24 protein-coding genes and 1 pseudogene are annotated in these 26333 nt (G+C 40.0%); 23 read left to right on the forward strand and 2 right to left on the reverse strand.

What is annotated here, in order from left to right; all coding sequences use genetic code 11:
- Window positions 1–231 precede the first annotated feature (231 nt).
- The 9 genes from serC to HCJ55_RS08935 all read left to right on the forward strand — a co-directional run bounded on the left by serC (window position 232) and on the right by HCJ55_RS08935 (window position 12109).
- Window positions 232–1323 carry a 3-phosphoserine/phosphohydroxythreonine transaminase gene (serC, locus tag HCJ55_RS08895; protein ID WP_185517828.1) on the forward strand — a complete coding sequence of 364 codons (1092 nt, stop codon included), beginning with the start codon at window positions 232–234 and terminating at the stop codon, window positions 1321–1323.
- Window positions 1316–2503 carry a phosphoglycerate dehydrogenase gene (locus HCJ55_RS08900; protein ID WP_008949037.1) on the forward strand — a complete coding sequence of 396 codons (1188 nt, stop codon included), beginning with the start codon at window positions 1316–1318 and terminating at the stop codon, window positions 2501–2503. The genes serC and HCJ55_RS08900 overlap by 8 nt, the downstream gene beginning before the upstream one ends.
- 87 nt (window positions 2504–2590) lie before the next feature.
- Window positions 2591–3832, forward strand: coding sequence for a DUF1015 domain-containing protein (locus HCJ55_RS08905; protein WP_008949036.1), 1242 nt, complete (start codon window positions 2591–2593; stop codon window positions 3830–3832).
- A 7-nt stretch (window positions 3833–3839) separates the two neighbouring features.
- The gene (locus tag HCJ55_RS08910; RefSeq protein WP_185517830.1) at window positions 3840–4163 is read left to right on the forward strand and encodes an arsenic metallochaperone ArsD family protein; all 324 of its coding nucleotides are present in this window, start codon (window positions 3840–3842) and stop codon (window positions 4161–4163) included.
- A gap of 310 nt (window positions 4164–4473) precedes the next feature.
- The gene (locus HCJ55_RS08915) at window positions 4474–6816 is read left to right on the forward strand and encodes a helix-turn-helix domain-containing protein (RefSeq protein WP_185517832.1); all 2343 of its coding nucleotides are present in this window, start codon (window positions 4474–4476) and stop codon (window positions 6814–6816) included.
- 193 nt (window positions 6817–7009) lie between these two features.
- Entirely contained in the window at window positions 7010–8212 is a 1203-nt protein-coding gene (locus HCJ55_RS08920; RefSeq protein WP_185502809.1) for a M20 family metallopeptidase, read from the forward strand.
- Window positions 8212–9612, forward strand: a complete 1401-nt coding sequence (locus HCJ55_RS08925; protein ID WP_185502810.1) for an MFS transporter — start codon at window positions 8212–8214, stop codon at window positions 9610–9612. The genes HCJ55_RS08920 and HCJ55_RS08925 overlap by 1 nt, the downstream gene beginning before the upstream one ends.
- Before the next feature lie 15 nt (window positions 9613–9627).
- Window positions 9628–10818 carry a M20 family metallopeptidase gene (locus HCJ55_RS08930; RefSeq protein ID WP_185502811.1) on the forward strand — a complete coding sequence of 397 codons (1191 nt, stop codon included), beginning with the start codon at window positions 9628–9630 and terminating at the stop codon, window positions 10816–10818.
- An 85-nt stretch (window positions 10819–10903) separates the two neighbouring features.
- Window positions 10904–12109, forward strand: a complete 1206-nt coding sequence (locus tag HCJ55_RS08935; RefSeq protein WP_185517834.1) for an MFS transporter — start codon at window positions 10904–10906, stop codon at window positions 12107–12109.
- A 46-nt stretch (window positions 12110–12155) separates the two neighbouring features.
- On the opposite strand, the gene HCJ55_RS08940 is transcribed toward HCJ55_RS08935, so the two are convergent.
- Window positions 12156–12887 (reverse strand): SDR family oxidoreductase, encoded by a 732-nt coding sequence (locus HCJ55_RS08940; RefSeq protein ID WP_185517836.1) that lies wholly within the window; start codon window positions 12885–12887, stop codon window positions 12156–12158.
- A gap of 160 nt (window positions 12888–13047) precedes the next feature.
- On the opposite strand from HCJ55_RS08940, the gene HCJ55_RS08945 reads away from it, so the two are divergent.
- Window positions 13048–13575: a TetR/AcrR family transcriptional regulator gene (locus tag HCJ55_RS08945; protein WP_185517839.1), complete on the forward strand. Its 528-nt coding sequence runs from the start codon at window positions 13048–13050 to the stop codon at window positions 13573–13575.
- A gap of 43 nt (window positions 13576–13618) precedes the next feature.
- On the opposite strand, the gene HCJ55_RS08950 is transcribed toward HCJ55_RS08945, so the two are convergent.
- A complete protein-coding gene (locus HCJ55_RS08950) occupies window positions 13619–14428 on the reverse strand; it encodes a D-alanyl-D-alanine carboxypeptidase PBPD2 (protein WP_185517841.1) in 810 nt (269 codons plus the stop codon).
- Window positions 14429–14785: 357 nt separating this feature from the next.
- Between HCJ55_RS08950 and mnmE the strand changes: the two genes are divergently transcribed.
- The 13 genes and pseudogenes from mnmE to HCJ55_RS09015 all read left to right on the forward strand — a co-directional run bounded on the left by mnmE (window position 14786) and on the right by HCJ55_RS09015 (window position 26333).
- Entirely contained in the window at window positions 14786–16159 is a 1374-nt protein-coding gene (gene mnmE / locus HCJ55_RS08955; RefSeq protein WP_014602307.1) for a tRNA uridine-5-carboxymethylaminomethyl(34) synthesis GTPase MnmE, read from the forward strand.
- Window positions 16160–16183: 24 nt separating this feature from the next.
- Entirely contained in the window at window positions 16184–18073 is a 1890-nt protein-coding gene (gene mnmG, locus HCJ55_RS08960; protein WP_185517843.1) for a tRNA uridine-5-carboxymethylaminomethyl(34) synthesis enzyme MnmG, read from the forward strand.
- A 152-nt stretch (window positions 18074–18225) separates the two neighbouring features.
- A complete protein-coding gene (locus HCJ55_RS08965; protein ID WP_185502817.1) occupies window positions 18226–18603 on the forward strand; it encodes a DUF1310 domain-containing protein in 378 nt (125 codons plus the stop codon).
- 127 nt (window positions 18604–18730) lie between these two features.
- Window positions 18731–18895: pseudogene (locus tag HCJ55_RS08970) on the forward strand (DUF1310 family protein); the annotation flags it as partial.
- Window positions 18896–19082: 187 nt separating this feature from the next.
- Window positions 19083–19475, forward strand: coding sequence for a DUF1310 domain-containing protein (locus HCJ55_RS08975; RefSeq protein ID WP_185502819.1), 393 nt, complete (start codon window positions 19083–19085; stop codon window positions 19473–19475).
- Window positions 19472–20755: a lipase family protein gene (locus HCJ55_RS08980; RefSeq protein ID WP_185502820.1), complete on the forward strand. Its 1284-nt coding sequence runs from the start codon at window positions 19472–19474 to the stop codon at window positions 20753–20755. Before HCJ55_RS08975 ends, HCJ55_RS08980 begins: the two co-directional genes overlap by 4 nt.
- A complete protein-coding gene (locus tag HCJ55_RS08985; RefSeq protein WP_008949021.1) occupies window positions 20748–21113 on the forward strand; it encodes a hypothetical protein in 366 nt (121 codons plus the stop codon). The genes HCJ55_RS08980 and HCJ55_RS08985 overlap by 8 nt, the downstream gene beginning before the upstream one ends.
- Window position 21114: 1 nt before the next feature.
- Entirely contained in the window at window positions 21115–21381 is a 267-nt protein-coding gene (locus HCJ55_RS08990; protein ID WP_008949020.1) for a hypothetical protein, read from the forward strand.
- A 157-nt stretch (window positions 21382–21538) separates the two neighbouring features.
- Window positions 21539–22255 carry a 16S rRNA (guanine(527)-N(7))-methyltransferase RsmG gene (gene rsmG / locus HCJ55_RS08995; RefSeq protein ID WP_185506474.1) on the forward strand — a complete coding sequence of 239 codons (717 nt, stop codon included), beginning with the start codon at window positions 21539–21541 and terminating at the stop codon, window positions 22253–22255.
- A gap of 202 nt (window positions 22256–22457) precedes the next feature.
- On the forward strand, window positions 22458–23171 hold the full coding sequence (locus tag HCJ55_RS09000) for an N-acetylmannosamine-6-phosphate 2-epimerase (RefSeq protein ID WP_185502822.1): 714 nt from the start codon (window positions 22458–22460) through the stop codon (window positions 23169–23171).
- A gap of 1 nt (window position 23172) precedes the next feature.
- A complete protein-coding gene (locus HCJ55_RS09005; RefSeq protein WP_185502823.1) occupies window positions 23173–24174 on the forward strand; it encodes a Gfo/Idh/MocA family protein in 1002 nt (333 codons plus the stop codon).
- A gap of 33 nt (window positions 24175–24207) precedes the next feature.
- Window positions 24208–25614 carry a PTS mannitol transporter subunit IIBC gene (locus HCJ55_RS09010; protein ID WP_185502824.1) on the forward strand — a complete coding sequence of 469 codons (1407 nt, stop codon included), beginning with the start codon at window positions 24208–24210 and terminating at the stop codon, window positions 25612–25614.
- 62 nt (window positions 25615–25676) lie between these two features.
- The gene (locus tag HCJ55_RS09015; protein WP_185518009.1) at window positions 25677–26333 is read left to right on the forward strand and encodes an HAD family hydrolase; all 657 of its coding nucleotides are present in this window, start codon (window positions 25677–25679) and stop codon (window positions 26331–26333) included.

A 26333-nucleotide genomic window follows, 5' to 3' on the forward strand; every position in this document is an offset into this window, starting at 1 on the left:
CTGTTTCTGCTATAATATACAAAAGTACAAAAGGCAGTGTTTACTTTTAAGCGCTGAAAAATCCGAATATTGTGTGGAATATCACAGGTTCGTTTTTTTTATTTCTTAAGAACAGAACTTCGAAAAGCATAAGTGTAACGAGGAAGGCTCATATCTGGCCAATAAGTATTCTATTATTGGTGAAAATTTTTGTAAGTAATTGGGGAAATTTGATGACAGGAGAGATGTTGAGTGGAACGTGTTTATAATTTTTCGGCAGGTCCGGCAGTTTTACCATTACCGGTACTTGAAAAGGTTCAAAGGGAGCTACTCTCTTATAATGGTTCAGGAATGTCAGTAATGGAGCTGAGTCACCGTTCAGAATTATTTCAAAACATCTTAGACGACGCGGAGAGCTTAATTCGAGAATTGATGGAGATTCCAGATAATTACAAAGTACTGTTTTTGCAAGGTGGCGCGAGTTTGCAATTCGATATGGTGCCGATGAATCTTGCAAATGGTAAAAAGGCGGCGTATGTAAATACTGGATCTTGGGCGAAGAAAGCAATTTCCGAAGCCAAGAAAATTCAGGGTGTTGAGGTGGAAGTGATTGCCTCATCGGAAGACCGCAATTTCAGCTATATTCCTGAAATTCCTACAGTTTCTAGTGATGCGGCTTACTTACATGTAACAACAAATAATACAATCGAAGGAACAGCGATGTTTGATGTGCCAGATTCAACTGTCCCAATCGTTGCCGATATGTCCTCTAATATTTTGTCTAGCGTTTATGATGTGAAGAAATTCGGTTTAATTTATGCGGGAGCGCAAAAGAACATTGGGCCTGCTGGATTAACGCTTGTCATCGTGCGCGAAGATTTGATAGGACAAGTGGAGGGGCTTCCTTCTATGTTAGATTTCAAAGTACAAGCCGAGAATGATTCGATGTATAACACACCACCAACGTTCGCCATTTATGTAGCGAAATTAGTATTTGAATGGATTAAAGAGCAAGGTGGCGTTGCTGGAATCGAAGCGTTAAATCGCAAAAAAGCGGCATTATTATATGATTATATTGATCAATCGGATTTCTTTTCTTCACCGGTCGAACCTTCTGCCAGATCGCTCACGAATGTTCCTTTTGTGACGAATTCCGCGGAGTTTGATAAAGCTTTTGTCAAAGAAGCTGAAGCAAATGGTTTTGAAAACTTGAAAGGACATCGCTCAGTGGGCGGGATGCGAGCAAGTCTTTACAATGCATTTCCAATTGAAGGGGTTGAAGCACTAATCGCCTTTATGGAAAAATTTGCAAATGCAAGAAAAGGGGGAGAAGTACGTGTTTAATATCCAAACGTTTAATGCTATCGCGAAAGAAGGCTTAAAGACATTTGATCTTGAAAAATATGTGATTGATGCGAACCAGCCAGCAGACGGGATTTTACTACGGAGTTACAACTTACACGATTTTGACTTTCCAGAAACAGTGAAGGCAGTTGCTAGAGCTGGTGCGGGAGTTAATAATATCCCCGTAGAAAATTGTTCTGAAAAAGGTATTGTTGTATTCAACACGCCTGGTGCGAATGCCAATGCTGTGAAGGAATTGGTTCTTGCGAGTTTATTCGTTTCGGCGCGCCCTATTTTGGAAGGGACGGAATGGGTGAAAGAATTACCGGCGGAAGATGATGTCGAGCAAAAAGTCGAAGCTGGGAAGAAAGCTTTTGCGGGAACAGAACTTGCGGGTAAAAAATTGGGCATTATTGGCTTGGGCGCGATTGGTGCCTTAGTGGCGAATGATGCCTTATCACTTGGAATGGATGTGGTTGGTTATGATCCGTTCGTTTCGGTGGACACGGCTTGGAGAATTTCTAAAGAAGTGGAACGCGCGATGACGATAGAAGAAGTTTTAGCAACATGTGATTATTTAACGGTGCATGTGCCTTTAACAGATAAAACGCGCGGCATGTTTAACGCAGATACGCTGCAATTAGTGAAAGACAATGCGGTTTTACTGAACTTTTCACGCGGCGAATTAGTGGATGCTGTTTCTATGAGAGAAGCTTTAGACGATGGACTTTTACGTTTATATATTACAGATTTCGCGACAAAAGAATTATTAAACCATAAAAAAGTACATGTATTTCCTCATTTAGGCGCATCGACGGAAGAAGCGGAAACAAACTGCGCCAAAATGGCTGCGAAAGAACTACAAGCTTATTTTGAAACTGGTAGCATTAAAAACTCTGTTAACTATCCAAACGTTGAAATGCCGTATAATGGGCATCCGCGGATTGGTATTTGCCACAAAAATATTCCGAATATGGTTGGGCAAATCACGACAGAACTTGGGAAATATTCTTTAAATATTTTAGATATGACCAACCGCAGTAAAAATGAATATGCCTACACGTTAATTGATATCGATAAGGAAACGCAAGCTAATTTGGAACAATTAAAGCAAGATTTGTTGTCTGTACAAGGGGTTTTGCGTGTTCGACTTATTGAACCATTAGGTGTAACAGTTTAAATTATTACCCGGGAAATAATGAGAGCATGAAACGTGATGGTTATTGCCAGAGGGGTTCATGCTCTTTTACTAAAAAGGAGGATAACAATGGTAAACATACGTCCATTTAAAGCAATTCGTCCAATTAAAAATTTAGCGGAAAAAGTGGCTTCATTGCCATATGATGTACTTAATTCGGATGAGGCGCGCGAACTTGGTGATGCAAATAAATATTCTTTTTTACATATTGATAAGGCGGAGATTGATTTAGATCCGGCGATTTCCCCTTACGACTCAGCTGTTTATCAAAAGGCGGCTGATAACTTGGAGCAATTTGAGCTGGATGGTTGGCTTGGTAGAGAAGCAAATCCGGCATTTTATATTTATCAGCTGACGATGGATGGCCGTCCGCAAACGGGGCTGGTTGTTTGTACCTCGATTGATGATTATATGAATGGGGAGATTAAAAAACATGAGCTGACTCGTGAGGAGAAAGAGTTGGACCGGATTCGTCATGTCGATGTTTGTGATGCGAATACAAGTCCGATTTTCCTGACTTATCGTGGAAAAGAAGCAATCAATACGCTTGTTGAGTCTTGGGTGAGGGAAAATGAGCCGGAATACGACTTTGAGAGCTTCCATGGGGTTGCTCATAAGGTTTGGGCAATTACGGACGCACATATTTTAGAAGACCTGTCAGCGGCGTTCTCGGAAGTCCCAGCGCTATATATTGCAGACGGACACCATAGAACGGAATCTGCTGTAAAAGTTGGCTTGAAGCGGCGTGAAGAATTCCCGGAGGCTGGGCCAGAAGCGGAATTCAATTTCTTTTTATCGGTTGTTTTCCCGGAAGAGCAATTAGAAATTCTTGATTATAATCGGGTTGTGAATGTACCACTTGAAGCGGATTTTCTTAGCAAAGTAGGAGCTAGTTTTGACGTGGAGAAGGTTGGTAAAGAAGCATTTAAACCCGAAAAGCCAAAACAAGTTGGGATGTATTTGGACGGAAATTGGTACAAACTTACGGCGAAAAGTGAAGTGATTCCAAGTGATGTTATCGGGCAGCTGGATGTTTCGATATTACAATCGCAAGTTTTAACGCCGATTTTTGGGATTGAGGATATTCGTCGCGACAATCGTATTGATTTTGTTGGCGGAATACGCGGATTGGGTGAGCTAGAGCGTCTCGTTGATAATGGCAGTCATTCGGTCGCGTTTGCAATGTACCCGCCAACAATGGACGACTTACTTAGTGTGGCGGATGCTTCGGAAATCATGCCGCCGAAATCGACTTGGTTTGAGCCGAAATTATTAAGTGGGCTGTTTGTTCATGATTTAGAGAGCAAGTAATTTTAGGATGAAGCAAATTAGTTACTTTTATTCTGCGGAAAATGAGTCGGAGATTAACTTAGAGATATGGAAAGTGTTTATGAATCAAAGTGAAGCTGAGCGAGAAATCCATTTTGATTATACAGGCATTGTGTTTGATATTCAGCTAGGAGAAGTCGGGAAAGAGGACTTGCCAGAGTTGGTTGAGACGCTGCTTGACGAGAATGGGATGGAGACTTTGCCGGTTTTAGTTGTGAATGAGGAAGTATACAAGTATGGCGAGTTTTCTGTTATTGATGCTATCTCAGAATTGCTAGATGTGGGTGTTTCAATTCAAGTGGAAGAAGATTAAAATCAAAAAGCCGGTCGGGAAATTAATCCTGGCTGGCTTTTTTATACAGTAAAAAAATAAACTACTTAAGACAGACTAGAAAACGGAAGCTTGTCTTAAATAGTTTATTTTGTGAAGAATAACCAACTTACATACAATGTTGTACATGAGTGATAAACGGTCGAACCGTTTTTTCCTTTGAATAAATTTTAGCATTTTTGGTGGTAGTTGGCAAGATTCTATAAACCCCAACCAAAAACACTAGCGCTTAATCTTCACGTCTATGATAATATAAAAGTGTCCGATTAAGTTAAACGAAGGAGTGAATCATGTGCCACATTTGAAAGATTATACGATTGGGATTCAACATATAAAGCAGCTGACTTCGGAAATTTCACTTGGAACAAAGTTGGTATTTGCTATTTCTGGACAGATAACGATTAAGCTTTCAGAGCAGAAGTTTTATTTGCAGGAAGGCGATATTTTAGTTCTTGATCGCAACACTTTTTATACAATTGAAGGAAATGAAGCTAATTTAATTATTGATTTAACTATTTCAGATACATTTTTTGCGCATTATTATGAGGATTATTTCCAGCATTCGTTTAAATTTTTCTCGAAGGAGAGTGATCCGGGGCGCGAGCGGGTTGTTGGGTCTTTGCGAAAGTCGGTTAGTGAGCTTTTGATTGCCTCGGCGACTAAAAAACGCGCGAATAAATTAGAGGCGCAATCGGCGTTGTTCCAAATTTTACTTTTGCTTACGCGCTTTTTGAAAAGAGGAATTCCGTCTTCGGCACGGAAAGAAGTTAATGATAAACGGATTTCGCGTATTATTCGGGAAGTGGAAGAGCGGTTTGATGAAGCCTTGTCTCTGCGGGAGTTTGCCCAAAAAGAGTTTTTGAGTGAAGCGTATTTGTCGCGTTATTTTAAAAAGACGACGGGGCTGGGATTTTTGCAGTATTTGACGGAAGTTCGGCTGAAACATGCGATTCAAGATTTGCTTCATTCGGCGGAAACTATTACGGAAATAGCACTTAAAAATGGCTTTTCGAGTCAAAAACATTTTTCGGAAGTGTTCAAGTTTCATTTTGAGTTAACGCCTAGCGAATATCGCATGGAGCATCACTCGGAAACTAATTTGCTAATAGAAAACCGGGCGTCGCAAATGGGTGCAAGTATCGAACACATTGCGCCATCGCCGGAGATTTTAGTGAAGTTAGCGGGGCTTTATTATGATGTGGAGCTTGGTAAGGAATTAAACAAAGCGCCTTTTGAGAAAAAGAAGATTGATATTACGGAAAAGTCGGCGCGCTCTCTCAGCAAGAATATGAATATTTTAACGATTGGTGAGCTTAAAGAAGTGTTGAAGCATAACGTGCAAAAGCAGATTATTACGACGCGTGATGAAATTGGGATAAATTATATTGGTATTCGCCATTTGTTTAGAGGTTCGACGTTTTTGCCTGAAACGGAAACGGATGAGTTAGTGCCAACGTCTTCGCCATACGCTAATGCGGATTTAGCGCTCACTTTTTTAAAACAGCAGAATTTACAGTTGTTTATTCGGTTGGAGTATCAAGATATTTTAGGTGAGGAAGAAGCTGTTTTTGAGAGGTTGGATCATTTTTTAAGGCATTGTATTCAAGTTTTTGGTCGGGAATTTGTTTCTAAATGGCATTTTATGTTTTTTGAGCCGAAAAATACATATGCTGATAAAGAGGAGTTAAGAAAACTCTATTTGAAGCTATATCAAATTATAAAATCGCGTTTTCCTGCTATCCAAGTTGGGAATTTTGTCCCGTTTTCGTTGTCAAAAGATGCGGTGCCAGAGTGCCACACGTGGTTTTTAGAAGAAGCGGACAAGATTGATTTTGTTGCCTTTAATGCAAACCAAAATGAAGCGGTAGATTTTTCGAAAGAGGATACGCAGTCGTTTTTAGTTTCAGAGGATCATTGTTTGTCGAAAACGTTGAAGTTAAAGGCGTTCTTGAAGCATCATCATATTAATAAGCCGTTGATGTTGGTGAATTGGAATACGTTATCAGGGAATACTAGGTATACGAATGGGACATTTTTCCGGGGCGCGCTCGTTCTGAAAACGATGCTAGATTTGGTGCCAGAAGTGGATGCGTTAGGCTTTTGGATTAATACGGAGCTGCATGAAGGCGACGATAGCAAGTTAAATATTAGCCTTGATGGGATTGAAATGTTCCACTTTTTTAATGGGAAAAGGCCAGCGTTTTACTCGGTGAAATTTTTGAGACGGCTTAAAGGTGTTGTTGTCGCGGAAGGTCCAGACTTTATTATGACGAAGCATGTGGACGGATATCAACTGATTTTGATGAACTGTGCGACGATTAATCCGCGCTATTCGGTGGAGGAACGGTTCATTAAAGAAGAGCAAAAAGAAATGCATATTCGGCTTACGGGACTTGAGGCTGGTGATTATCAGGTCCGTAAATGGCAGTTTGACCGAGATAATGGGGCGCTTTATTCAAAGTATTGGCAGCTGAATAGTAAGTATGGGATGGATCAAGAAATTTTAGATTATATTGTGGATGTTTCTCAGCCAACGCTTACGGTGACGGATGAGTCAATTACGGAAGATTGGTCGTTTTATGCGTATTTAGATATTAATGCGATTCATTTTTATGAGTTTAGAAGTTCGATTTAAAAAGTTCAACTATTGCAGTTGAGCTTTTTTTATACCTTCAACACCGAATTTTTGACATTGGCCGGTGCCGTTTACAAAAGAAGAAAATTTCAAGCTAAAACTAAGCAAAAAAGCAAACTTCTTTTAGATTAAAATTTTTTATAATAAAGGTGTAGTAAGAATACGGATGTTCTGGCCAGCAGAAGTATTAAAAATGGAGGTTTGGATAATGAAAGAGAAATTGTTTCAAAAACTAGACGAAAAACGAGATCGAATGATAGAAATTCGTCGTTACTTACATGAGCACCCTGAACTTTCTTTTCAAGAGGAAAATACGGCGAAATATGTGGCGGATTTTTACAAAGGTATGGACTGCGATGTGCGGACGCATGTTGGGGGAAATGGCGTTGTTGTAACGATTGATACAGGAAAACCGGGTAAGACGCTTGCTATTCGTGCCGACTTTGATGCACTACCTATCCAAGAAGAAACTGGTTTAGCTTTTGCCTCTAAAAACCCTGGTGTAATGCACGCTTGTGGTCACGATGGTCATACGGCTTATATGCTTATTTTAGGTGAAACGCTTATCGAAATGAAGCAAGAATTAACTGGGAAAATTGTTATTCTGCATCAACATGCGGAAGAAACTCCTCCTGGTGGCGCGATTCAAATGATTAAAGATGGCGCATTAGACGGCGTGGATAATGTACTTGGGATTCATGTTATGTCTACCATGAAAACTGGCGAAGTCTTTTACCGCGAAGGTGCGATTCAAACTGGTCGTTCTTATTTCAAACTTAAAGTTCAAGGTCAAGGTGGGCACGGATCTTCTCCCCATTTGGCAAATGACGCAATTGTTGCAGCAAGTGAATTTGTGGTCGCTGTGCAAACCGTTATTAGCCGCCGTTTGAATCCGTTTGATGTTGGTTCGATTACGATTGGTTCTTTTGACGGAAAAGGTAGTTTTAATGTAATTAAGGATGCTGTGGAACTTGAAGGTGATGTTCGCTCGATGTCAGAAGAGGCGCGCAACACTATTCAAAAAGAAATTACGCGCATCGTTGGCGGGATTGAAGCGATGTTTGGCGTTACTTGTGAACTGGATTACAAAAATGATTATCCGGTTTTAAATAATGACGAAGCTTTGACAGAGTTTGTTGTTAAATCAATTAAAGGCGCGGATATTCCAGAAATCACGGATGTTATACGCTGCGAACCGCAACCGCCATCGGAAGACTTTGCTTATTATGCAAAAGAGCGTCCGAGCTCATTTTTCTATGTTGGCGCGATGCCGGCTGATGGTCATTTTTACCCGCATCATCATCCAAAATTCGACATTAATGAAGACGCATTATTAATTGCATCAAAAGCAATGGGAGCTTGTGTTGTAGATTACTTAAAAGGAGAGAATAACTAATGACATCAACTGCTTATAAAGGCACAAATAAACTTATTGTTGGGATTGTTTTCGGGGTTATCACGTTTTGGCTATTTGCTCAATCAATGGTAAACATTATTCCAGCGGTACAATCGGATCTGGGGATTTCTTCGGATTTACTTAGTATCGCAATCAGCTTAACCGCGCTATTTTCAGGTATTTTTATCGTTGTAGCGGGTGGGATGGCTGATAAATTTGGTCGTGTAAAATTAACTTATATTGGACTTATTCTTAGCATTATCGGTTCACTACTTCTTGTTGTAACTCAAGGGGCAACGTTACTTATTATCGGTCGTATTATTCAAGGGCTTTCGGCTGCTTGTATTATGCCAGCAACTCTTGCACTAATGAAAGCTTATTTTGAAGGCGCGGACAGACAAAGAGCGCTTAGTTACTGGTCAATCGGCTCATGGGGCGGATCTGGTATTTGTTCATTCGCAGGTGGAGCTATTGCAACTTACATGGGTTGGCGCTGGATTTTCATTATTTCCATCGTATTCGCACTACTTGGAATGCTACTAATTAAAGGCACTCCAGAAAGCAAAGTAATTCAAAATACAAAAGCAAAATTTGATTCATTTGGACTTGTTCTTTTTGTTATCGCAATGGTTTGTTTAAACCTTATCATTACTCGTGGTGCTACATTTGGCTGGACAAGCCCAATTACAATCGCTATGCTCGTTGTTTTCCTAATTTCTGCAGGATTATTTTTCCGAGTGGAACTACGACAAGCCAATGGATTTATTGATTTCTCGCTATTTAAAAATAAAGCTTACACAGGCGCAACACTTTCTAACTTCTTATTAAACGCAGCAGCTGGAACACTTGTTGTTGCAAATACTTATGTACAAATTGGTCGTGGTTTTACGGCATTCCAATCAGGTTTACTTTCTATCGGTTATCTAGTCTGTGTACTTGGAATGATTCGTATCGGTGAAAAAATCTTGCAACGTGTTGGTGCGCGTAAACCAATGATTCTAGGTTCTGGGATTACAGCTGTTGGTATCGCATTAATGGCACTAACATTTGTTCCGGGAACACTTTATACAGTACTTGTATTCATCGGTTTTGCGTTATTCGGTATCGGACTTGGCATGTATGCAACACCTTCAACAGATACAGCTATTTCCAACGCGCCGGAAGATAAAGTCGGAGTAGCTTCTGGGATTTACAAAATGGCAAGTTCGCTAGGCGGCTCATTCGGTGTGGCGATTTCCGCTACAATTTACGGTGTTATCGCACTTTCCGGAAATATTGATTTAGCTGCAATGGTTGGACTTTTAACAAATGTTGGTTTTTGTGTAGTGTCACTTATTGCTGTTGCGGTAACAACACCGTCAGCGAAAAAAGCACTCGAATTAAAAGCGGCAAAAGAATAGGAGGCTGTATTTATCATGCGTACCAAGTTAATGAACATGCTTGAAGAACGAAAAGATGAAATCACTCAAATTAGACGTCATTTACACGAACATCCTGAATTATCGTTTCATGAAGCAGAAACAGCAAAATTCATTCAAGATTTTTACAAAGGAAAAGATGTAGAAATTGCAACGGAAGTAGGTAATGGCCACGCGGTCGTTGTAACGATCAAAGGTGGAAAACCAGGAAAAACAATTGCCTTGCGCGCCGATTTCGATGCACTTCCGATTGAAGAAGAAACCGATTTACCATTTAAGTCTAAAAATCCTGGCGTAATGCACGCTTGTGGTCATGATGGACATACGGCTTATTTACTTGTGTTGGCAGATTGCTTAATCCAGCTGAAAGAAAATATTCCTGGAACGATTAAAATTGTGCATCAACATGCCGAAGAAGCACCACCCGGCGGAGCGAAAAGCGTTGTCGAGTCTGGTATTTTGGATGATGTGGACCAAATTTTTGGGATTCATGTATTTCCATTCGGTGAAAGTGGTCAAGTATATTATCATAGTGGCTACGCGATGGCTGGCCGCACCTATTTTAAATTAAAAATTCAAGGTGTTGGTGGGCATGGCTCATCTCCGCATATGGCGAATGATGCGATTGTTGCGGGTGCTTATTTTGTGACAGCTATTCAAACGGTTGTGAGCAGACGCTTGAATCCATTTGATACGGGTGTTATAACAATTGGTTCTTTTGACGGGAAAGGTAGCTTTAATGTAATTAAAGATGCTGTGGAGTTAGAAGGCGACGTTCGTTACATGAATACCGAAAATCGGGACAAAATGGATGCGGAAATCCACCGAATTGTTGCTGGTATTGAGGCGATGTTTGGCGTAAGCGTGGAATTAACGTATACAAACGATTATCCGCCACTTTATAATGATCCAGCTGTAACGGAACAAGTTATTGGTAGTTTGCAAAAAGGTCTTGGGGAGTACTTAACAGAAATCTCTGAATATGATATGCTTTCAGGGTCAGAAGATTTTGCATATTATCTACAAAAAATCCCGGGCGTTTTCTTCTACATTGGTGCAAAGCCAAAAAATGTCTCACATGCATATTTTAATCATCATCCGAAATTTGACATTGATGAAGATGCGTTGTTAGTTGCGGCTAAATCAGTTGCAGACGTTGTGTTAGATTATTATAAATTAAATGGATAATAGCTTTGAAAAGAGCATAGTCAGACTTTAAGAATCTGGCTATGCTCTTTTGTTAGTAGCGGGATTTAAAGAGGAGTGAATTCAAATGAATCAGGCAAAAGGAGAAAGGCATTCGTTAATGGTATTACTTGTTCTGTTTATAGGTTATACCAGTGTATACGTGGATAAATATACTATCGGAATTTCGCTTGTAACTGTTTCTCAGGATTTAGGATTTGATCCAAGTCAAAAAGGTTTGATTTTAAGTGCTTTCTTTCTAGGTTATACGCTTTTTCAAATTCCGATGGGGTATTTAAATAACCGGATTGGCGCACGTCCTGTCCTTGCAATATCCATTATGATTGTCGGGTTGTTCCTTGTTATTTTTGGTTTTGGCTATTCCTTGTTGTTTTTGGTTGTGATTCGTTTCTTGTCTGGGGCGCTCGGACATGCGGGTTATCCGCCATCTGTCAGCAACTATATTTCTCTGCATATCCCTTTAAATAAGCGAGGTTTTGCGCAATCGGCAATGCTAGCGTCCTCTGGCTTTGCGGCCTTTATTGGTCCGCTTTTAATCGCGCAACTATTACTAACAGTAGGTTGGCGTAATACATATTATTGGATTGGGATTGCAGTAATTTTGATTGGATTTTTGATTTTACTAGTAGTACCCAAAGCGCCAAAAGTAGATTTAAACGCTCAAAAAGAAAAAATCAAAGTACCTTTTTCGGAACTTTTAAAGGACAAAAAGTTGTGGATTCTGTTGTTATCGGCACTTTTTATCAATGCGGCGAACTACGGTCTAACAAGTTGGCTTGCTTCCTATTTGAGTGAGGTGCGCGGGATTTCTATTAGTGAAGTGAGTTATATTAGTTCTTTAGCGGGTCTCTGTATCTTAATCGCGGGTGTTGTTGGTGGCTATTTTATTAGTCGTTTCTTCAAAGGAAAAGAGCCAATGGTCATTTTCACGTTTTGCGTACTTGGGGCATTTACGGTGTACGGCGTGTATTTATTTGATCAGTTGACGCTTTCGATTATTTGCTTGTGTTTATGCAATGTGTTCCTCATTATGGCCTTTACAACGCTGATGGGGCTGCCGCACAAGTTATTTAAACAGAGCCACATTGCGACAAAATATGCGGCTATTAATTCGGGCGGGGTTTTAGGTGGATTTTTTGCACCGATGATTATCGGAGACTTGGTGAAAGCTACTGACTCCTACCAGTCTGCTTTTCTATTCTTGGCACTGACTTTATTAATATCAGGAATTATTGTTTTAGCAATTAAAAAACGTTCCGTAATCAGCGAATAAAATAAAAGGAGGAAAACAAGATTGGCTTTGTTTTCCTCCTTTTTAATTAAGCTAATCCGCCATTGGTAAAGATGACTTGTCCATTGACCCAGCGTGCAGGTCCGGCTAAAAAGGCTACAGTTTCAGCAATATCATCCGGCTGTCCGAGGCGTTCGAGTGGTGTTGCTTTTGCTAAGTTTTCAATCGTTTGTTCATCTTTTCCAGTTAAGAATAACGGGGTGGCAGTTGGACCGGGAGCGACTGCGTTGACGGTAATATCTTTGCCACGAAGTTCGCGCGCGAGGATTAAAGTGAGCGACTCAACGGCAGCCTTACTAGCCACATAAGCCCCATACGCCGGAAAATTGGTTCTGGTTACCGAAGTGGAGAAATTAATAATCGCGCCACCTGTTCGCACTCTGAGGGCAGCCTGCTTGGAAACAACAAAAGTGCCACGGACATTGGTTCGCTGAATAAGGTCAAACTCGTCCATATCTAAAGTGGCAATTGGACTTAATTTCATAATGCCGGCTGTATTAACGACGACATCAACCCCACCAAAATGCGCTTCGATTAAGTCGAATGCGCTAATCATCTGCGCCTCATCTGCAACGTCGCCACCAACGCTAATCGCTTCTCCACCAGCTTTCACAATCGTTTCGACCAGCGCCTCCGCTTTCGCCTTATTTCCAGCATAATGAACAGCCACCGCGTAATCTTGCGCGACTAATTTTTCAACAACTGCCTTACCAATACCGCCAGAACCCCCTAAAATAAATGCAACACGTTTATTTGTCATGGTCTATTCGCTCCTTTAATTGTAAAATAGTTACTTTTTTTATTTTAAGTAACTTTATAGTTGGAAGTATACTCCTTTTGGTTACTTTGTCAAGGATTTGTAACTTTTTTAAATTCATGTATAATTAAAAGCAAAGAATAAGCGGAATGGAGGGCTTGAAATGGCACGTTTATCACAAGAAATTATTTTAGATATGGCAGAAAAAATTATTTATGAAAAAGGGATGGAGAAAACGACTCTTTATGATATTGCGGGGAATTTGAACGTCACACATGCGGCGCTTTATAAGCATTATCGAAACAAAGAGGATTTATTTCAAAAACTAGCATTGCGTTGGCTGGAGGAAACTTCACAAGAAATTTTTGCGTGGATGCCGGACGCTGGGAAATCATCAGATGAGGCGCTTCACGATTGGCTCTGGCTCTTAGCTGGGACGAAGAGAAAGCTATATGCAACTGATCGGAAGATGTTTTTGCTTTATACGGATTACATTGAACAAAATGAAGCATTGGTGAAGGATCATTTAGAGCATTTAGCGCAAAAAGCAGAGGAAGTTAGCGGGCGGAAGGAACAAGGCGCCGCGATTATAACGGCGTTTGTTTATTTTCACAATCCATATTTTGCGAATCGTTGGGAGCAAGCGGGCTATCAAGAATTATTTGAGCGTGTTTGGCAGTTAGTTAAGTGACAAAAAGGGATATTGCTCTTTAGCAAATCCCTTTTTATTATGGTCAAAATCCAACTTTCATCAACTGCTCCGTATCCTTAAACCGTTTCTCCGCAGTATCCGCATCCAAAACAATTGAAATAACACGTTTTCCTCCGCGCTCAGCCGTTCCAATAAAACAATAGCCAGCTTCATCTGTAAAACCAGTTTTTAGCCCGTCTAGTCCTTGTATTGCACCAATTAAGTCGTTAGTTGATTCGAGTTTGGCGCCTTTTTCGGTTATGATGCTGGATTTGGAAGTTGTTTCAAGCACTTCAGAATGAGTGGAAATTAATTTAGATGATAGCAAAAATAAATCTTTTGTAGTAGAAACAGCCATTTCCCCATCAACATCAAGCCCGCTGGCACTGACAAATTTGGTTTTATTAGACAATCCGAGTTTTTTCGCCTCATTATTCATTTTTTGAGGGAAACTCGCTCCTTCCAAACGGTCACCTAACGTCTCGGCGGCATCATTTGCAGACATGACAAGCATTGCGCTATATAAATCCCTGACCGACCACGTTCTTTTTTGCGTAATAGCGTAAAGTGAAACCGCAGAGGGATCATCGAGCCGAACGAGATCAAGTTGCTCGTCCCACGATAATTTTTTGTTATCCACAGCCTCAAGAACTAAAAAAGCTGTCATTAATTTAGTTAAACTTGCGATTGGCATGACTTTATCGGCATTTTTTTCATATAACAATTTGCCATTTTCGATTGAAAAAACCGCGGCAGCTTTGGCTGATAAATATACATCTGGCTGCTTCGCGGAACATGATGAGAGCAGTAATAGCCCTATTAGTAGCACCCAAGTGAGTTTATGTATTTTCATTTTTTCTCCTCCTTTTGACTTCAGTATAGAGAAAAAGAATTGAGTTAAAGCCAAGGAAGTAGAAGGATATTTTAAAGCTTTGGTCGGAAAATTTAAGTTTTCTTAACTAGTAGAGATAAAACTATTGTTATTCACATGTGGATAAGTTAAAATAATAGGGATGAATTTTTATTAACGGTTTTTCTGTGGATATGTTAATAAGTCTATGGATAACCTTCAAAATACTAACAATTTAATTGCTTTGGTCAAAGCGGAGCGTAAGTTGTTGAAAATGCACAAAATCATGTGCCAAAATTTATTCAAAATAGGATAAGGCTTATTTGGGCTGGAATTCTAATGAGAAAGGATGAGTAAAGAATGGAATTTGATACTATTGCTGCAATCTCAACACCGCCGGGAGAAGGGGCCATTGCTATTATTCGATTAAGCGGTCCAGAGGCGATTCAGATAGCGGATCGTATTTTTTATGCCAAAAATAGTTTAAGTGATGCGGAAAGTCACACCATTCATTATGGTCATATAAAAGAAGACGGCGAAGTGATTGAGGAAGTGATGGCCACAGTAATGCGTGCCCCGCGGACTTTTACACGAGAAGATGTCGTCGAAATAAATGCTCATGGCGGAATCGTTTCCGTGAATCGCGTATTGCAATTGTTACTTAGAAATGGCGCCAACCTAGCTGAACCAGGTGAGTTCACAAAGCGCGCATTTTTAAATGGAAGAATCGATTTATCACAAGCAGAGGCTGTGATGGATTTAATTCGCGCCAAGACAGACCGGGCGATGGGTGTAGCAATTAGACAAATGGACGGGAATCTTTCACGTTTAATTCGCAATTTGCGCCAAGAAATTTTGGATGCACTCGCGCAAGTCGAGGTAAATATCGACTATCCCGAATACGACGATGTAGAGGAAATGACCCAGCGAATGCTACTGGAAAAAACAGAGCTAGTTCGCGCTTCCGTCGAGCAACTTTTACAAACAGCCAGCCAAGGGAAAATCCTCCGCGAAGGTCTAGCAACAGCAATTATCGGTCGACCAAATGTCGGAAAATCTTCCTTGCTTAACCAACTAATTCAAGAAGAAAAAGCGATTGTGACAGATATTGCTGGTACGACACGAGATATTATAGAAGAATACGTCAACGTCCGCGGCGTCCCATTACGTTTAATAGACACAGCTGGAATCCGCGAAACAGAAGATATCGTCGAAAAAATCGGCGTAGAACGGTCTAGAAAAGCGCTAGCGGATGCGGACTTTATCCTGCTAGTATTAAACCAAAATGAAGAACTAACTGCGGAAGATGAAGCATTATTTGAAGCAGCGGCAGGTCATAATTATGTGGTTGTTTTAAATAAAACCGATTTGGAAACAAAGCTTGATATAGAGAAAGTGCGTGAAATCGCCGGTGAAAACCCGATTGTCGCGACTTCTTTAGTGAACGATGAAGGTTTAGAGGCTTTAGAAGAAGCGATTAAAACACTATTTTTTGCTGGTGATATTGATGCCGGCGATGCAACTTATGTATCGAATGTCCGCCATATTGCGCTCCTTCATCAAGCACTGGATGCGTTAAATGCCGTTACAACAGGAATTCAACTCGGCATGCCGGTGGATATCGTCCAGATTGATATGACTCGCGCATGGGATTTACTAGGCGAAATTACTGGTGATTCTGTCCAGGATGAATTACTCGATCAGCTGTTTAACCAATTTTGCCTTGGAAAATGATTTTTTAGGAGATGTTTTTATAAAATGCAAACCTATGATGCAGGAACTTTTGACGTCATTGTTGTTGGTGCAGGCCATGCGGGTGTAGAAGCAGGTCTTGCCAGTGGCCGAATGGGCGCCAAAACACTGATGTTAACGATAAATTTAGATATGGTCGCTTTCATGCCATGTAATCCTTCTGTTGGAGGTCCAGCAAAAGGTGTGGTTGTGCGCGAAATTGATGCTCTCGGCGGCGAAATGGGTCGTAATACAGACAAAACGTACATCCAAATGCGGATGCTAAATACAGGTAAAGGCCCGGCTGTTCGCGCATTACGTGCTCAAGCAGACAAATGGGATTACCAACACGAAATGAAACACACGATTGAAAAAGAAGAAAATATCACTTTGCGTCAAGGACTTGTTGACCGTTTAGTTATTGAAGATGGCGTGTGTAAAGGTGTTATCACAAACAGCGGCGCGATTTACTACGCGAAAACAGTCGTTATTACGACAGGAACTTTCTCACGTGGCGAAATTATTGTCGGCGAACTGCGCTACTCAAGTGGTCCGAATAACCAACAACCATCTGTGAAACTTTCGGAGCATCTGGAAGAACTAGGCTTTGAACTACGCCGTTTTAAAACCGGAACACCACCACGCGTAAAATCAAGTACAATTGATTACTCAAAAACAGAAGAACAACCGGGTGATGATCATCCGCGCGCATTTAGTTTTGATACGGTAGATATGATGCTCGATCAACTACCATGTTGGTTAACCTATACAAACGAAACAACACACGAAATAATCCAAGCCAATTTGCACCGTTCACCAATGTTTACAGCAACAAAAAAAGGTACTGGCGCAAGATATTGCCCATCCATTGAAGATAAAATCGTCCGTTTCAGCGACAAACCTAGACACCAAATCTTCCTTGAACCAGAAGGCAAAAATACTGAAGAAGTATATGTCCAAGGTCTTTCCACAAGTTTACCAGAAGAAGTACAACGCGAAATGTTAAGAAGCATTCCGGGACTTGAAAATGTCGAAATGATGCGCGTTGGCTATGCAATCGAATATGACGCAGTGATGCCTGACCAATTATGGCCATCACTTGAAACCAAATTAGTCGAAGGACTTTTCACAGCAGGCCAAATTAATGGTACAAGTGGTTATGAAGAAGCAGCTGGCCAAGGCTTAATGGCAGGAATTAATGCCGCACGCAAAGTCTTTGAAAAAGAACCTGTTATCCTCGGTCGTGACCAAGCTTATATCGGCGTTTTGATTGACGATTTAGTAACAAAAGGAACAGAAGAGCCATATCGTTTGCTTACTTCTCGTGCTGAATACCGTTTGCTATTACGTCACGACAACGCAGATTTACGTTTAACTGAAATCGGTCATGAAATCGGCTTAATTAGCGACGAACGTTATGAACGCTTTTTAGCGAAACAAAGTGCCATCGAAGCAGAAAAAGAAAGACTACAAAAAACACGCATCAAACCAACTGCTGAAGTACAAGCAATGCTAAAAGAAATCGGTTCAGGAGAGCTAAAAGACGGAATTCTAGCAGCAGATTTACTTCGCCGCCCAGAAATAACTTACGATAAAATCGCCCAAATTGTTTCACGTGAAACATTTGTGACCGACGAAATCGCCGAACAAGTAGAAATCCAAGTAAAATACGAAGGCTACATCCAAAAATCCAACCTTCAAGTAGAAAAAATGAAACGCATGGAAGACAAAAAAATCCCAGAAAACATCGACTATGATGCAATCAGCGGACTCGCAACAGAAGCCCTAGAAAAATTAAAGAAAATCGAACCCCTTTCCATCGCTCAAGCCAGCCGTATTAGTGGGGTAAACCCAGCTGATATATCGATATTGCTAGTTTATATTGAGCAAGGGAAAATCGCGAAAATAAGTAAATAAGAGCGCTGATTATCAAAACCAAAACCACATGTTCACGAAAACTTCAAACTTATTGTCTAAGTTTAAAGTTTTCGTTGAATAATGTGGTTTCTTCTTGTCTTTAATTAAGGTAAAATTAGATTACATAGAAGACATACTGCAGAGGTGAATGTGTGAAAAAGAGGTGGATAATAATACTAGGAATTACAGTATTGACTATTTTTGGTTTAGGGATGAAATTCTATATGGATGAAGAGAAATTAAATAAAGAAATGATGAATGTGGTTTATAGTGATGAAGCGAAAAAGGTATTTGAAGTTAGATTGAAAGCCGCGGATGCAGATGCTTTTACAGAAAAAGGTGTAATTCAATCGTATGAAATAGATCAGAAAAGTATAAAGAAAAATCCAATGGGAGGAATCAATATCACTTTAATTATAAACGGAAATTCTGAATTATATATAAAATATACTATGAACGATTTTAATGGAGAACTGAGCGGTGGAGCTTCAGTTACATCGGGAAATCTTGATAAACTTCTTATGAACTAGAAGAGAGCTAATGAATCACGACAATACTAACCATCGATTTTAAAAAGACTGAAAAAAGAAGGTGAAAATTTCTAACATATAATAAAATTAACCTACAGATAAAAAGTCTTACAACAGAGGTGAAGAGTTGAAAAAGAGATGGATAATAGTACTTGGAATTACAGTAATGACCATTTTGGGTTTAGGGGTAAAATTCTATATGGATGAAGAGAAATTAAACAAAGAAATGAAGCAAGTGGTTTATAGTGATGAAGCAAAAGAAGTATTCGAAAAAAGGCTGACAAATATGGATGGTGGGGGTGCTAGCATCTCTAAGGAGCTTACAAAGAAATTGGAACTTAAGGGGAGTTAAGATAGTCCAGCCGATACTAACTAAGAAATTAAACAAACGTTAAAAGACTGAAAAAAAAGAAAGTGAAAATTTCTAACATGTGATAAAATAGGCCTACAAATAAAAATCATACAACAGAGGTGAAAAGTTGAAAAAGAGATGGATAATAGTACTAGCAATTACAGTAATAACCATTTTGGGTTTAGGGGTGAAATTCTATATGGATGAAGAGAAATTAAATAAAGAAATGATGAATGTAGTTTATAGTGATGAAGCGAAACAAGTATTCAAAAAAAGGTTAACAAATTTAGATCCAAATGCTTTTACAGAAAAAGGTATAATTCATTCTTATAAAATTGAAGAAGAAAGTATAGAGCACAATCCAATGGGAGGTATAGAAGTCAAATTAATAATTAATAATGATCCAGAACTATACGTATCATATACCATGAGCAAGAATAATGGAGAATTAAGTGGTGGAGGTGCAATTGTATCAAAGGAACTTGCAAAACAAACAGAAAGAGGAAGTGAAAGTAATTGAACGGAGCTTATACTGATCAAGAAAGAGTTGAATTAGCCCGAAAAGAGTATGCTAAAATTAACCAGGAGGAAGTAGTGAAAATCCCTACAGCTAATGGAACTGAAAAAACCATCGGCATCGTATCCCAAATAATCAACAAAGAAGCATTGGGAGAACAATCCTTCATCATCACAGACAAATACACACCACCCACAGCCCCAATCACTGAAAGAAACCAAGTAAAAGAACTAACAATCCTTTACAGAGGCTCCACTGCGCCCACTCCTGGAAGTGCTCTTACGCCATTTCATAAGGATAGTTTGGATGTATGGATGGACTGGGGACAAAATGATATTCCAACCGCAATCCAAATTGCAAATGGAGGAGGCTCAACAGTAACAAACCAACTAAAGTCCGCGGCTATAACTTTAAAACAAGCAATGAAAACCTACCCAAACGCTCAGGTCTATGTTTACGGTCATTCTCTAGGCTCCATGAATGCCCAATACGCTATCGCAGACTTAGATAAAAAAGACATCAAACGTATCAGCGGTGGTTTCTTCTACCAAGGTCCCAATATCTACTCGAACCTAACGCCAAAACAACAAGACACTGTAAAAGCATTAAACGCTTTAGATAGACTATTTAATTTCGTTGATAGAAAGGATCTTGTGCCAATTGGTTATGGTATCGGGGACCCGACAATTGGTCATTTAATAGAGATTGATTCTAAAAAAGCTGGTATGGTGGAGCAGCATATGTGGGGTGGTTATCAATTTGACAAAGAAGGAAACATCCTAACAAATAAAGAAGGCAGCCTGCAACTAGCCAAATACGCAACAGCTCAACAATTAGCAGCAATCAACATCATGCGAACCAGTTTCACAAAAAGCGGCGGTGGCCTATCCTCATCCGAAGAAATATTTTTGGATGCAGCGGAAGCATTAGCAATTACGCAAGGGATGAAACAAACGATTCAAGGCGAAATTAGAGATTTAAAAGATGTTTTTGATAAAGAAATCGAGAATGCCGAAGAGTTGTGGCGGGATACGCTTTCGGACGCAAGGGACATCGGTTCCCATCTATCTGAGTCAGAAATACACGCCGCACTTGCTTGGGGCGGGGCGACTGAGCCGAAAATTGTGATAGACACAGTGCAAGATTGCGAAAAATCCTTAGTCGAAGCAACCAAAATAGAGCAAGAATATGATAAATTGCTAGAACAAATCAACGCAGCGATAAAAAGCCAGCTAAAAACCGACCAAGAATTAGCCAAACAAATAGGGAGCATGTATGGATAAACAAAGACAACTACTGCTAAAAATCGAGAATTCAGATGATGATTTTAATAGAAAAAGACGTCAATTGGATGAAGCGATGGATGAGGCTTCTCAAGAAAAATGGCGGTTTCACCAAGAACTAGAAAACCTTTCTGATCAAATCAGGTACATCCATCAAAAAAGAGATTACGAAGCATCTGAAGACTTGCAAAAAGCCTACCATTTAATCAGTTCTATCCAAGAAGAAGGCGATTGGACAGTAAAAAAAACACTAACAAAACTAGAAAATGAACACGAAGAGCATCAAGCGCTTTATAAGAAACAAGTGAATTCTTATGAAGAAGAATTACATCAGCTAAAAAAGGATCGTGATTTATAACATGATAGATAAACTAAAAGCAGAATTATTAGAGTCACGCAGAAATTTAGAAAAAAATCTTATTGGGATGTTTGTGGCGAGTCAAACGCATGCAACATCAGAAAATCGCAAACGAATGTTAAAAATGATCAAGCGGGACAAAATAGCCGATATCAAAAGCAATTGTCAGGCTTACATAGACGGAATTTCTACCACAGCAAAAGGAAAATGGGTAAATCAAGCCAAAAAAAGCTTTAAAGAGAACGCAAATAAGTTCGATAATTGTTAAATGCGTCACATAATAGGAGCTTGCTAAATAAGAAGAAAATATTTATACTTGAAAATAATGAGCTAAATATAGAAAATCAACGGTACAAGCCTGTTTAAAAGTTTATAAATAACCACCTAAACATGGCAAAATCGCGAAAATAAAGTGAGGAAAAAACATGAACCCAGAACAATTCCAAACAGCACTTGCTGAAAAAGGAATAGAACTAAGCGACACGCAACTAAAACAATTTCACGACTACTTCGAAATGTTAGTAGAATGGAATGAAAAAATGAATTTAACAGCTATTACTGACGAAAAAGAAGTGTACTTAAAGCACTTCTACGACTCCATTTCAGCTGCGTTTTATGTTGATTTTACGAAATTCGAGTCCATTTGTGATGTCGGGGCTGGCGCTGGTTTTCCAAGTATTCCAATTAAAATCTGTTTCCCGCATTTAAAAGTGAGCATCGTGGATTCCTTGAAAAAACGCATGACTTTCCTTGATGCGCTAGCAGAAAAATTAGGCCTAACCGATGTGCATTTTTACCATGATCGCGCTGAAACATTTGGCCAAAACAAAGCACACCGCGAAAAATACGACCTTGTAACCGCACGTGCCGTAGCAAGAATGAGCGTATTATCCGAGCTTTGCATGCCGCTTGTCAAAAAAGGCGGTTCGTTTCTAGTAATGAAAGCAGCCCAAGCCGAGCAAGAGCTACAAACGGCCGAAAAAGCCATCAAACTATTTGGCGGAAAAGTGGTCAATCATTACTCCTTCTTATTACCAGTAGAAGAAAGCGAGCGCAACATTTACGTCATTAATAAAACAAAAGAAACGCCCAACAAATATCCACGCAAACCAGGCACACCCAACAAATTACCAATCGAATAATCTAAGATAAGTCCTTTCAATCGAAAGGGCTTTTTATTTTTAACAGCAACGTCATTTTTCAAAGCTAGTTTCCATAAGCAACCGCACCTAAATATGAAAATAATTTTCATTTAATCGATATTGATAAAACCATTTTCTTGTGATATAGTCTGTTTGAAAACGCATACTTTACACTGAAACACAGTATAGAGGAGGAGTATCAGTGGTTAATTCTGTTATGGAAAAAATCAAAGGCGGGTTAGTGGTTTCCTGCCAAGCTTTAGAAGACGAACCACTTCATAGCGCATTTATTATGTCGAAAATGGCTCTGGCCGCAGTTCAAGGTGGTGCTGTTGGCATTCGAGCAAATACGGCAAAAGATATTCGCGCAATTCAAAGTGAGGTAGACGTCCCAATTATTGGCATTTACAAAAAAGACTACGCTGATTCGGACGTGTTTATCACCCCCACTTTAAAAGAAGTTAGAGAAATATGCGAAACGGGAGTGGGAATTGTTGCAATGGATGCGACAACGAGAAAAAGACCACATAACGAAGACCTCAAAGAGATACTAAGCGCCATTCGAAAAGAGTTTCCAGATACACTTTTTATGGCGGACACAGGCAGTATTGAAGACGTTTATTACGCTGATTCCCTTGGCTTCGACTTAATTGGTACAACGCTTTACGGCTACACCGAGGAAACAGCGAATAAAAATATCAGCGATCACGATTTTTCCCATTTGAAAGAAGTATTGAAAAGTACGAAGCGCCCGGTGATTGCAGAAGGGAAAATCGATTCGCCTAGTAAAGCACGACAAGTTCTTACGTTAGGTTGTTATGCCGTCGTTGTTGGCGGCGCAGTAACTCGGCCACAGGAAATAACCACCCGCTTTACAAACGAAATCCAAAAAATTCAAGAAGAAAGAGGTAAGTGACATGACAAAGCAAATCAAAGTTGGCGTAATTGGCGTTGGACAAATGGGGCAGTATCATGCAGAAATTTATCAAAAACTTCCGCAAGTTGAGTTAGTAGCAATTTGTGAGTTTAACGATGAAAGACGCGCCGAAATGGCAGAGAAATTTCAGTGCAAAGCATACAAAGACTACCATGAACTTCTAGCAAATACGGAGATTGAAGCTGTGAGCATTGTTTTACCTGATAATATGCACCGTGATTGTGTAGAAGAAGCCGTGAAACACAGCAAGCACATTTTGCTCGAAAAGCCGCTTGCAAAAGAACTTGAAGACGGAAAAGCCATGTATGAACTGACAAAAGACTACGACAAAGTATTTACAGTTGGATTTTTACTAAGATTTGATCCTCGTTTTAATATGATTAAGCAGCGCCTAGACAACGGCGAATTAGGCGATATTATTCATCTTTATTGTCGTCGTAACAGCCCAATTACCGGTCCAAAGCGTTACATAGGTGCATCTGATTTAAGTATGCACGTAATGATTCACGATATTGACTATATCAATTGGTATATGGATAGCGAGCCAGTCAAAGTTATTGCTAAAAGCCGCAGTGTATTGCTAAAAGAATACGGCATGAATGATGTTATCTATGCCATTGTTACGTACGAAAATGGCGCAATTGCTTGCCTTGAAGCGTGCTGGGTGCTACCAGAAAATTCACCAACCATCATTGATGACAAGCTAGAATTAGTCGGAACAAAAGGCGTGGCATATGTAGACTCTTGTGACCACGGCGTTCGTTTTGTTAGTGAAAAAGGGGTTTCCTATCCTGACTCAAGGCACTGGTACTACACAAATGGAGAAGTGTCCGGAGATTTGGCAGAAGAAGTTATGGCTTTTATTAATAACGTTGCAAATAACACAAAATCGATTATCACACCAAAAGAAGCGTATGATTCCTTGCGAGTAGTAGATGCCATTGAACGTTCGATTGCGGAAGGAAAAGAAGTATCACTATAAAATAGCGCCACACATATGATTGGAGGGGGAATTATGTCTATTCGGGTACATGTACAAAAGTTTGGGAGTAAGCTAAGTGGTATGGTCATTCCGAATTTAGGGGCTTTTATGGCTTGGGGTATTTTAACGGCAATTGGGGTAGCGACAGGCTCTGAGATGTTAAAAGGGTTTATCGCACCAATGCTAAATTACTTGTTACCACTTCTGATTGCTTTTGCTGGAGGTCGAGCGGTTCACGGTTACCGAGGTGGAGTTATTGGTACTGTTGCAACGATGGGGGCAATTATTAGTTCGGATATAACCATGTTTATCGGCGCAATGATAATGGGTCCGCTCGCTGCTTGGCTACTCAAAAAATTTGACGAACGTATTGATGGAAAAATACCAGCTGGATTTGAACTATTAGTTAATAACTTTTCGATTGGGATTATCGGAGCAGGTTTAGCACTATTTTCTTATGTTGCAATTGCTCCTATGGTTGAAACGGTAACAAAAGTGTTAGCAAGCGGCGTGGATGTGTTAATTAATAACCATTTGCTCCCACTAACGGCCTTAATTATTGAGCCAGCCAAAGTGCTATTCCTAAACAATGCGATTGGTCAAGGTATTCTTAGTCCACTAGCCACCTTGCAACTCGCGGAAACAGGGAAGTCGGTGCTTTACTTACTGGAATCTAACCCCGGACCAGGTCTTGGAATTTTACTTGGTTATATGTTCTTTGGAAAAGGAAACTCTAAAGCATCTTCTTATGGGGCAAGTGTTATTCACTTATTTGGTGGTATTCACGAAATTTACTTCCCGTTCGTTTTAATGAATCCAATTCTAATTTTGCCGCTAATTCTTGGTGGTATGACAGGAACATTTATTTTAACAATGACAAACGCGGGACTTGTTGGTGTAGCTTCCCCGGGTAGTATTATCACGATTATGATGATGGCAGCGCCCGGCGACCATATTAAGATACTTATCGCAGTGCTATGTGCGGCGCTCGTTACGTTCATTACCGCCATTCCATTTATTAAACGCATGGGCAACAAAGACGCTGAATTACAAGATGCGGCGAAGAAAATGGAAAGTCTTAAAGGCAAAAAAAGCAGTATTTCCTCTGTTTTCGAATCACCAGTCGATGATTTTAATTTTAAAAATGTTAAAAGAATCGCTTATGCTTGTGATGCGGGGCTTGGATCAAGTGCGATGGGCGCAACCGTGTTACAGAAAAAAATCAAAAACGCTGGCTTGGACGATATCAAAGTGTTCCATATCGCCATCCATGAATTGCCAACCGAATGTGATGTGGTCGTGACGCACAAATCCCTCATCGACCGAGCCAAAGAAAAGCAACCAGACGCGTATTATGTCGAAATAACGGATTACCTCGGTGCACCTGAATATCAAGAGCTGATAGATAAAATAGTTGCAGACCGAGAACAAAAGAATTAACTTATTTGTAAGCGCTTCTTTTTAGGAGCGCTTTGAATAGTAAAGTGGGTAGGAGGAAAATGATGTTAAAAGCGATTGTGATGGATTTTGATGGAATTGTTATTGATACAGAGGTAGTTTGGTATGAAATTTTCAAAGATTGGTTTAAAACAAAGCAACATTACGACCTTTCTATCGAGGAGTTTTTGCAGTGTGTTGGGTCTAATGTGGACGATTTGTTTCGCGAATTAAACGAGACGCAGCAAATGGATGTTAATCGACAAGTGTTCGAAGCAGAAACCCAAGCAACTTTTATTGAAAAGAGTAAAAATTTACCGGCCAAAGAAGGCGTAGAGCATTTTATTCACAACTTAAAAGAGCGAGGATTAAAGTTAGCGCTCGCCACCTCATCGCAGCGACCAAAACCACTTTATCATTTGGAACGACTTGGTTTACTGGAATATTTTGACGCAATTATTACAGCGGAGGATGTTACGCGGATTAAGCCAGAACCGGATTTGTTTTTAGAAGCTTTGCGGGCGCTTGATGTTAAGGCCGAGGAGGCGCTTATTGTGGAAGACTCGCGCAATGGACTTTTGGCGGGGAATAGTGCGGGTGTAAATGTACTTGTCGTTCCAAATGAAGTGACGAAACACAGCGATTTAACACCGAACTATTTGGAGCGAGAGTCATTAGCTAAGGTGGATTTAGCTGAAATAATAGCTGAATATAACAAATAA

The sequence above is a fragment of the Listeria marthii genome, assembly GCF_014227425.1.
Lineage (GTDB): Bacteria > Bacillota > Bacilli > Lactobacillales > Listeriaceae > Listeria > Listeria marthii.

What these genes read in the sequence shown, in the direction of transcription:
- HCJ55_RS08930 (WP_185502811.1), top strand. Translation starts at nt 9,628, where the DNA reads ATGCGTACCAAGTTAATGAACATGCTTGAAGAACGAAAAGATGAAATC.
- HCJ55_RS09015 (WP_185518009.1), top strand. Translation starts at nt 25,677, where the DNA reads ATGTTAAAAGCGATTGTGATGGATTTTGATGGAATTGTTATTGATACA.
- HCJ55_RS08985 (WP_008949021.1), top strand. Translation starts at nt 20,748, where the DNA reads ATGGATAAACAAAGACAACTACTGCTAAAAATCGAGAATTCAGATGAT.
- HCJ55_RS08910 (WP_185517830.1), top strand. Translation starts at nt 3,840, where the DNA reads ATGAAGCAAATTAGTTACTTTTATTCTGCGGAAAATGAGTCGGAGATT.
- HCJ55_RS08935 (WP_185517834.1), top strand. Translation starts at nt 10,904, where the DNA reads ATGAATCAGGCAAAAGGAGAAAGGCATTCGTTAATGGTATTACTTGTT.
- rsmG (WP_185506474.1), top strand. Translation starts at nt 21,539, where the DNA reads ATGAACCCAGAACAATTCCAAACAGCACTTGCTGAAAAAGGAATAGAA.
- HCJ55_RS09005 (WP_185502823.1), top strand. Translation starts at nt 23,173, where the DNA reads ATGACAAAGCAAATCAAAGTTGGCGTAATTGGCGTTGGACAAATGGGG.
- HCJ55_RS08940 (WP_185517836.1), bottom strand. Translation starts at nt 12,887, where the DNA reads ATGACAAATAAACGTGTTGCATTTATTTTAGGGGGTTCTGGCGGTATT.
- HCJ55_RS08905 (WP_008949036.1), top strand. Translation starts at nt 2,591, where the DNA reads ATGGTAAACATACGTCCATTTAAAGCAATTCGTCCAATTAAAAATTTA.
- mnmE (WP_014602307.1), top strand. Translation starts at nt 14,786, where the DNA reads ATGGAATTTGATACTATTGCTGCAATCTCAACACCGCCGGGAGAAGGG.
- HCJ55_RS08920 (WP_185502809.1), top strand. Translation starts at nt 7,010, where the DNA reads ATGGAGGTTTGGATAATGAAAGAGAAATTGTTTCAAAAACTAGACGAA.
- HCJ55_RS08925 (WP_185502810.1), top strand. Translation starts at nt 8,212, where the DNA reads ATGACATCAACTGCTTATAAAGGCACAAATAAACTTATTGTTGGGATT.
- HCJ55_RS08990 (WP_008949020.1), top strand. Translation starts at nt 21,115, where the DNA reads ATGATAGATAAACTAAAAGCAGAATTATTAGAGTCACGCAGAAATTTA.
- HCJ55_RS08945 (WP_185517839.1), top strand. Translation starts at nt 13,048, where the DNA reads ATGGCACGTTTATCACAAGAAATTATTTTAGATATGGCAGAAAAAATT.
- HCJ55_RS09010 (WP_185502824.1), top strand. Translation starts at nt 24,208, where the DNA reads ATGTCTATTCGGGTACATGTACAAAAGTTTGGGAGTAAGCTAAGTGGT.
- HCJ55_RS08950 (WP_185517841.1), bottom strand. Translation starts at nt 14,428, where the DNA reads ATGAAAATACATAAACTCACTTGGGTGCTACTAATAGGGCTATTACTG.
- mnmG (WP_185517843.1), top strand. Translation starts at nt 16,184, where the DNA reads ATGCAAACCTATGATGCAGGAACTTTTGACGTCATTGTTGTTGGTGCA.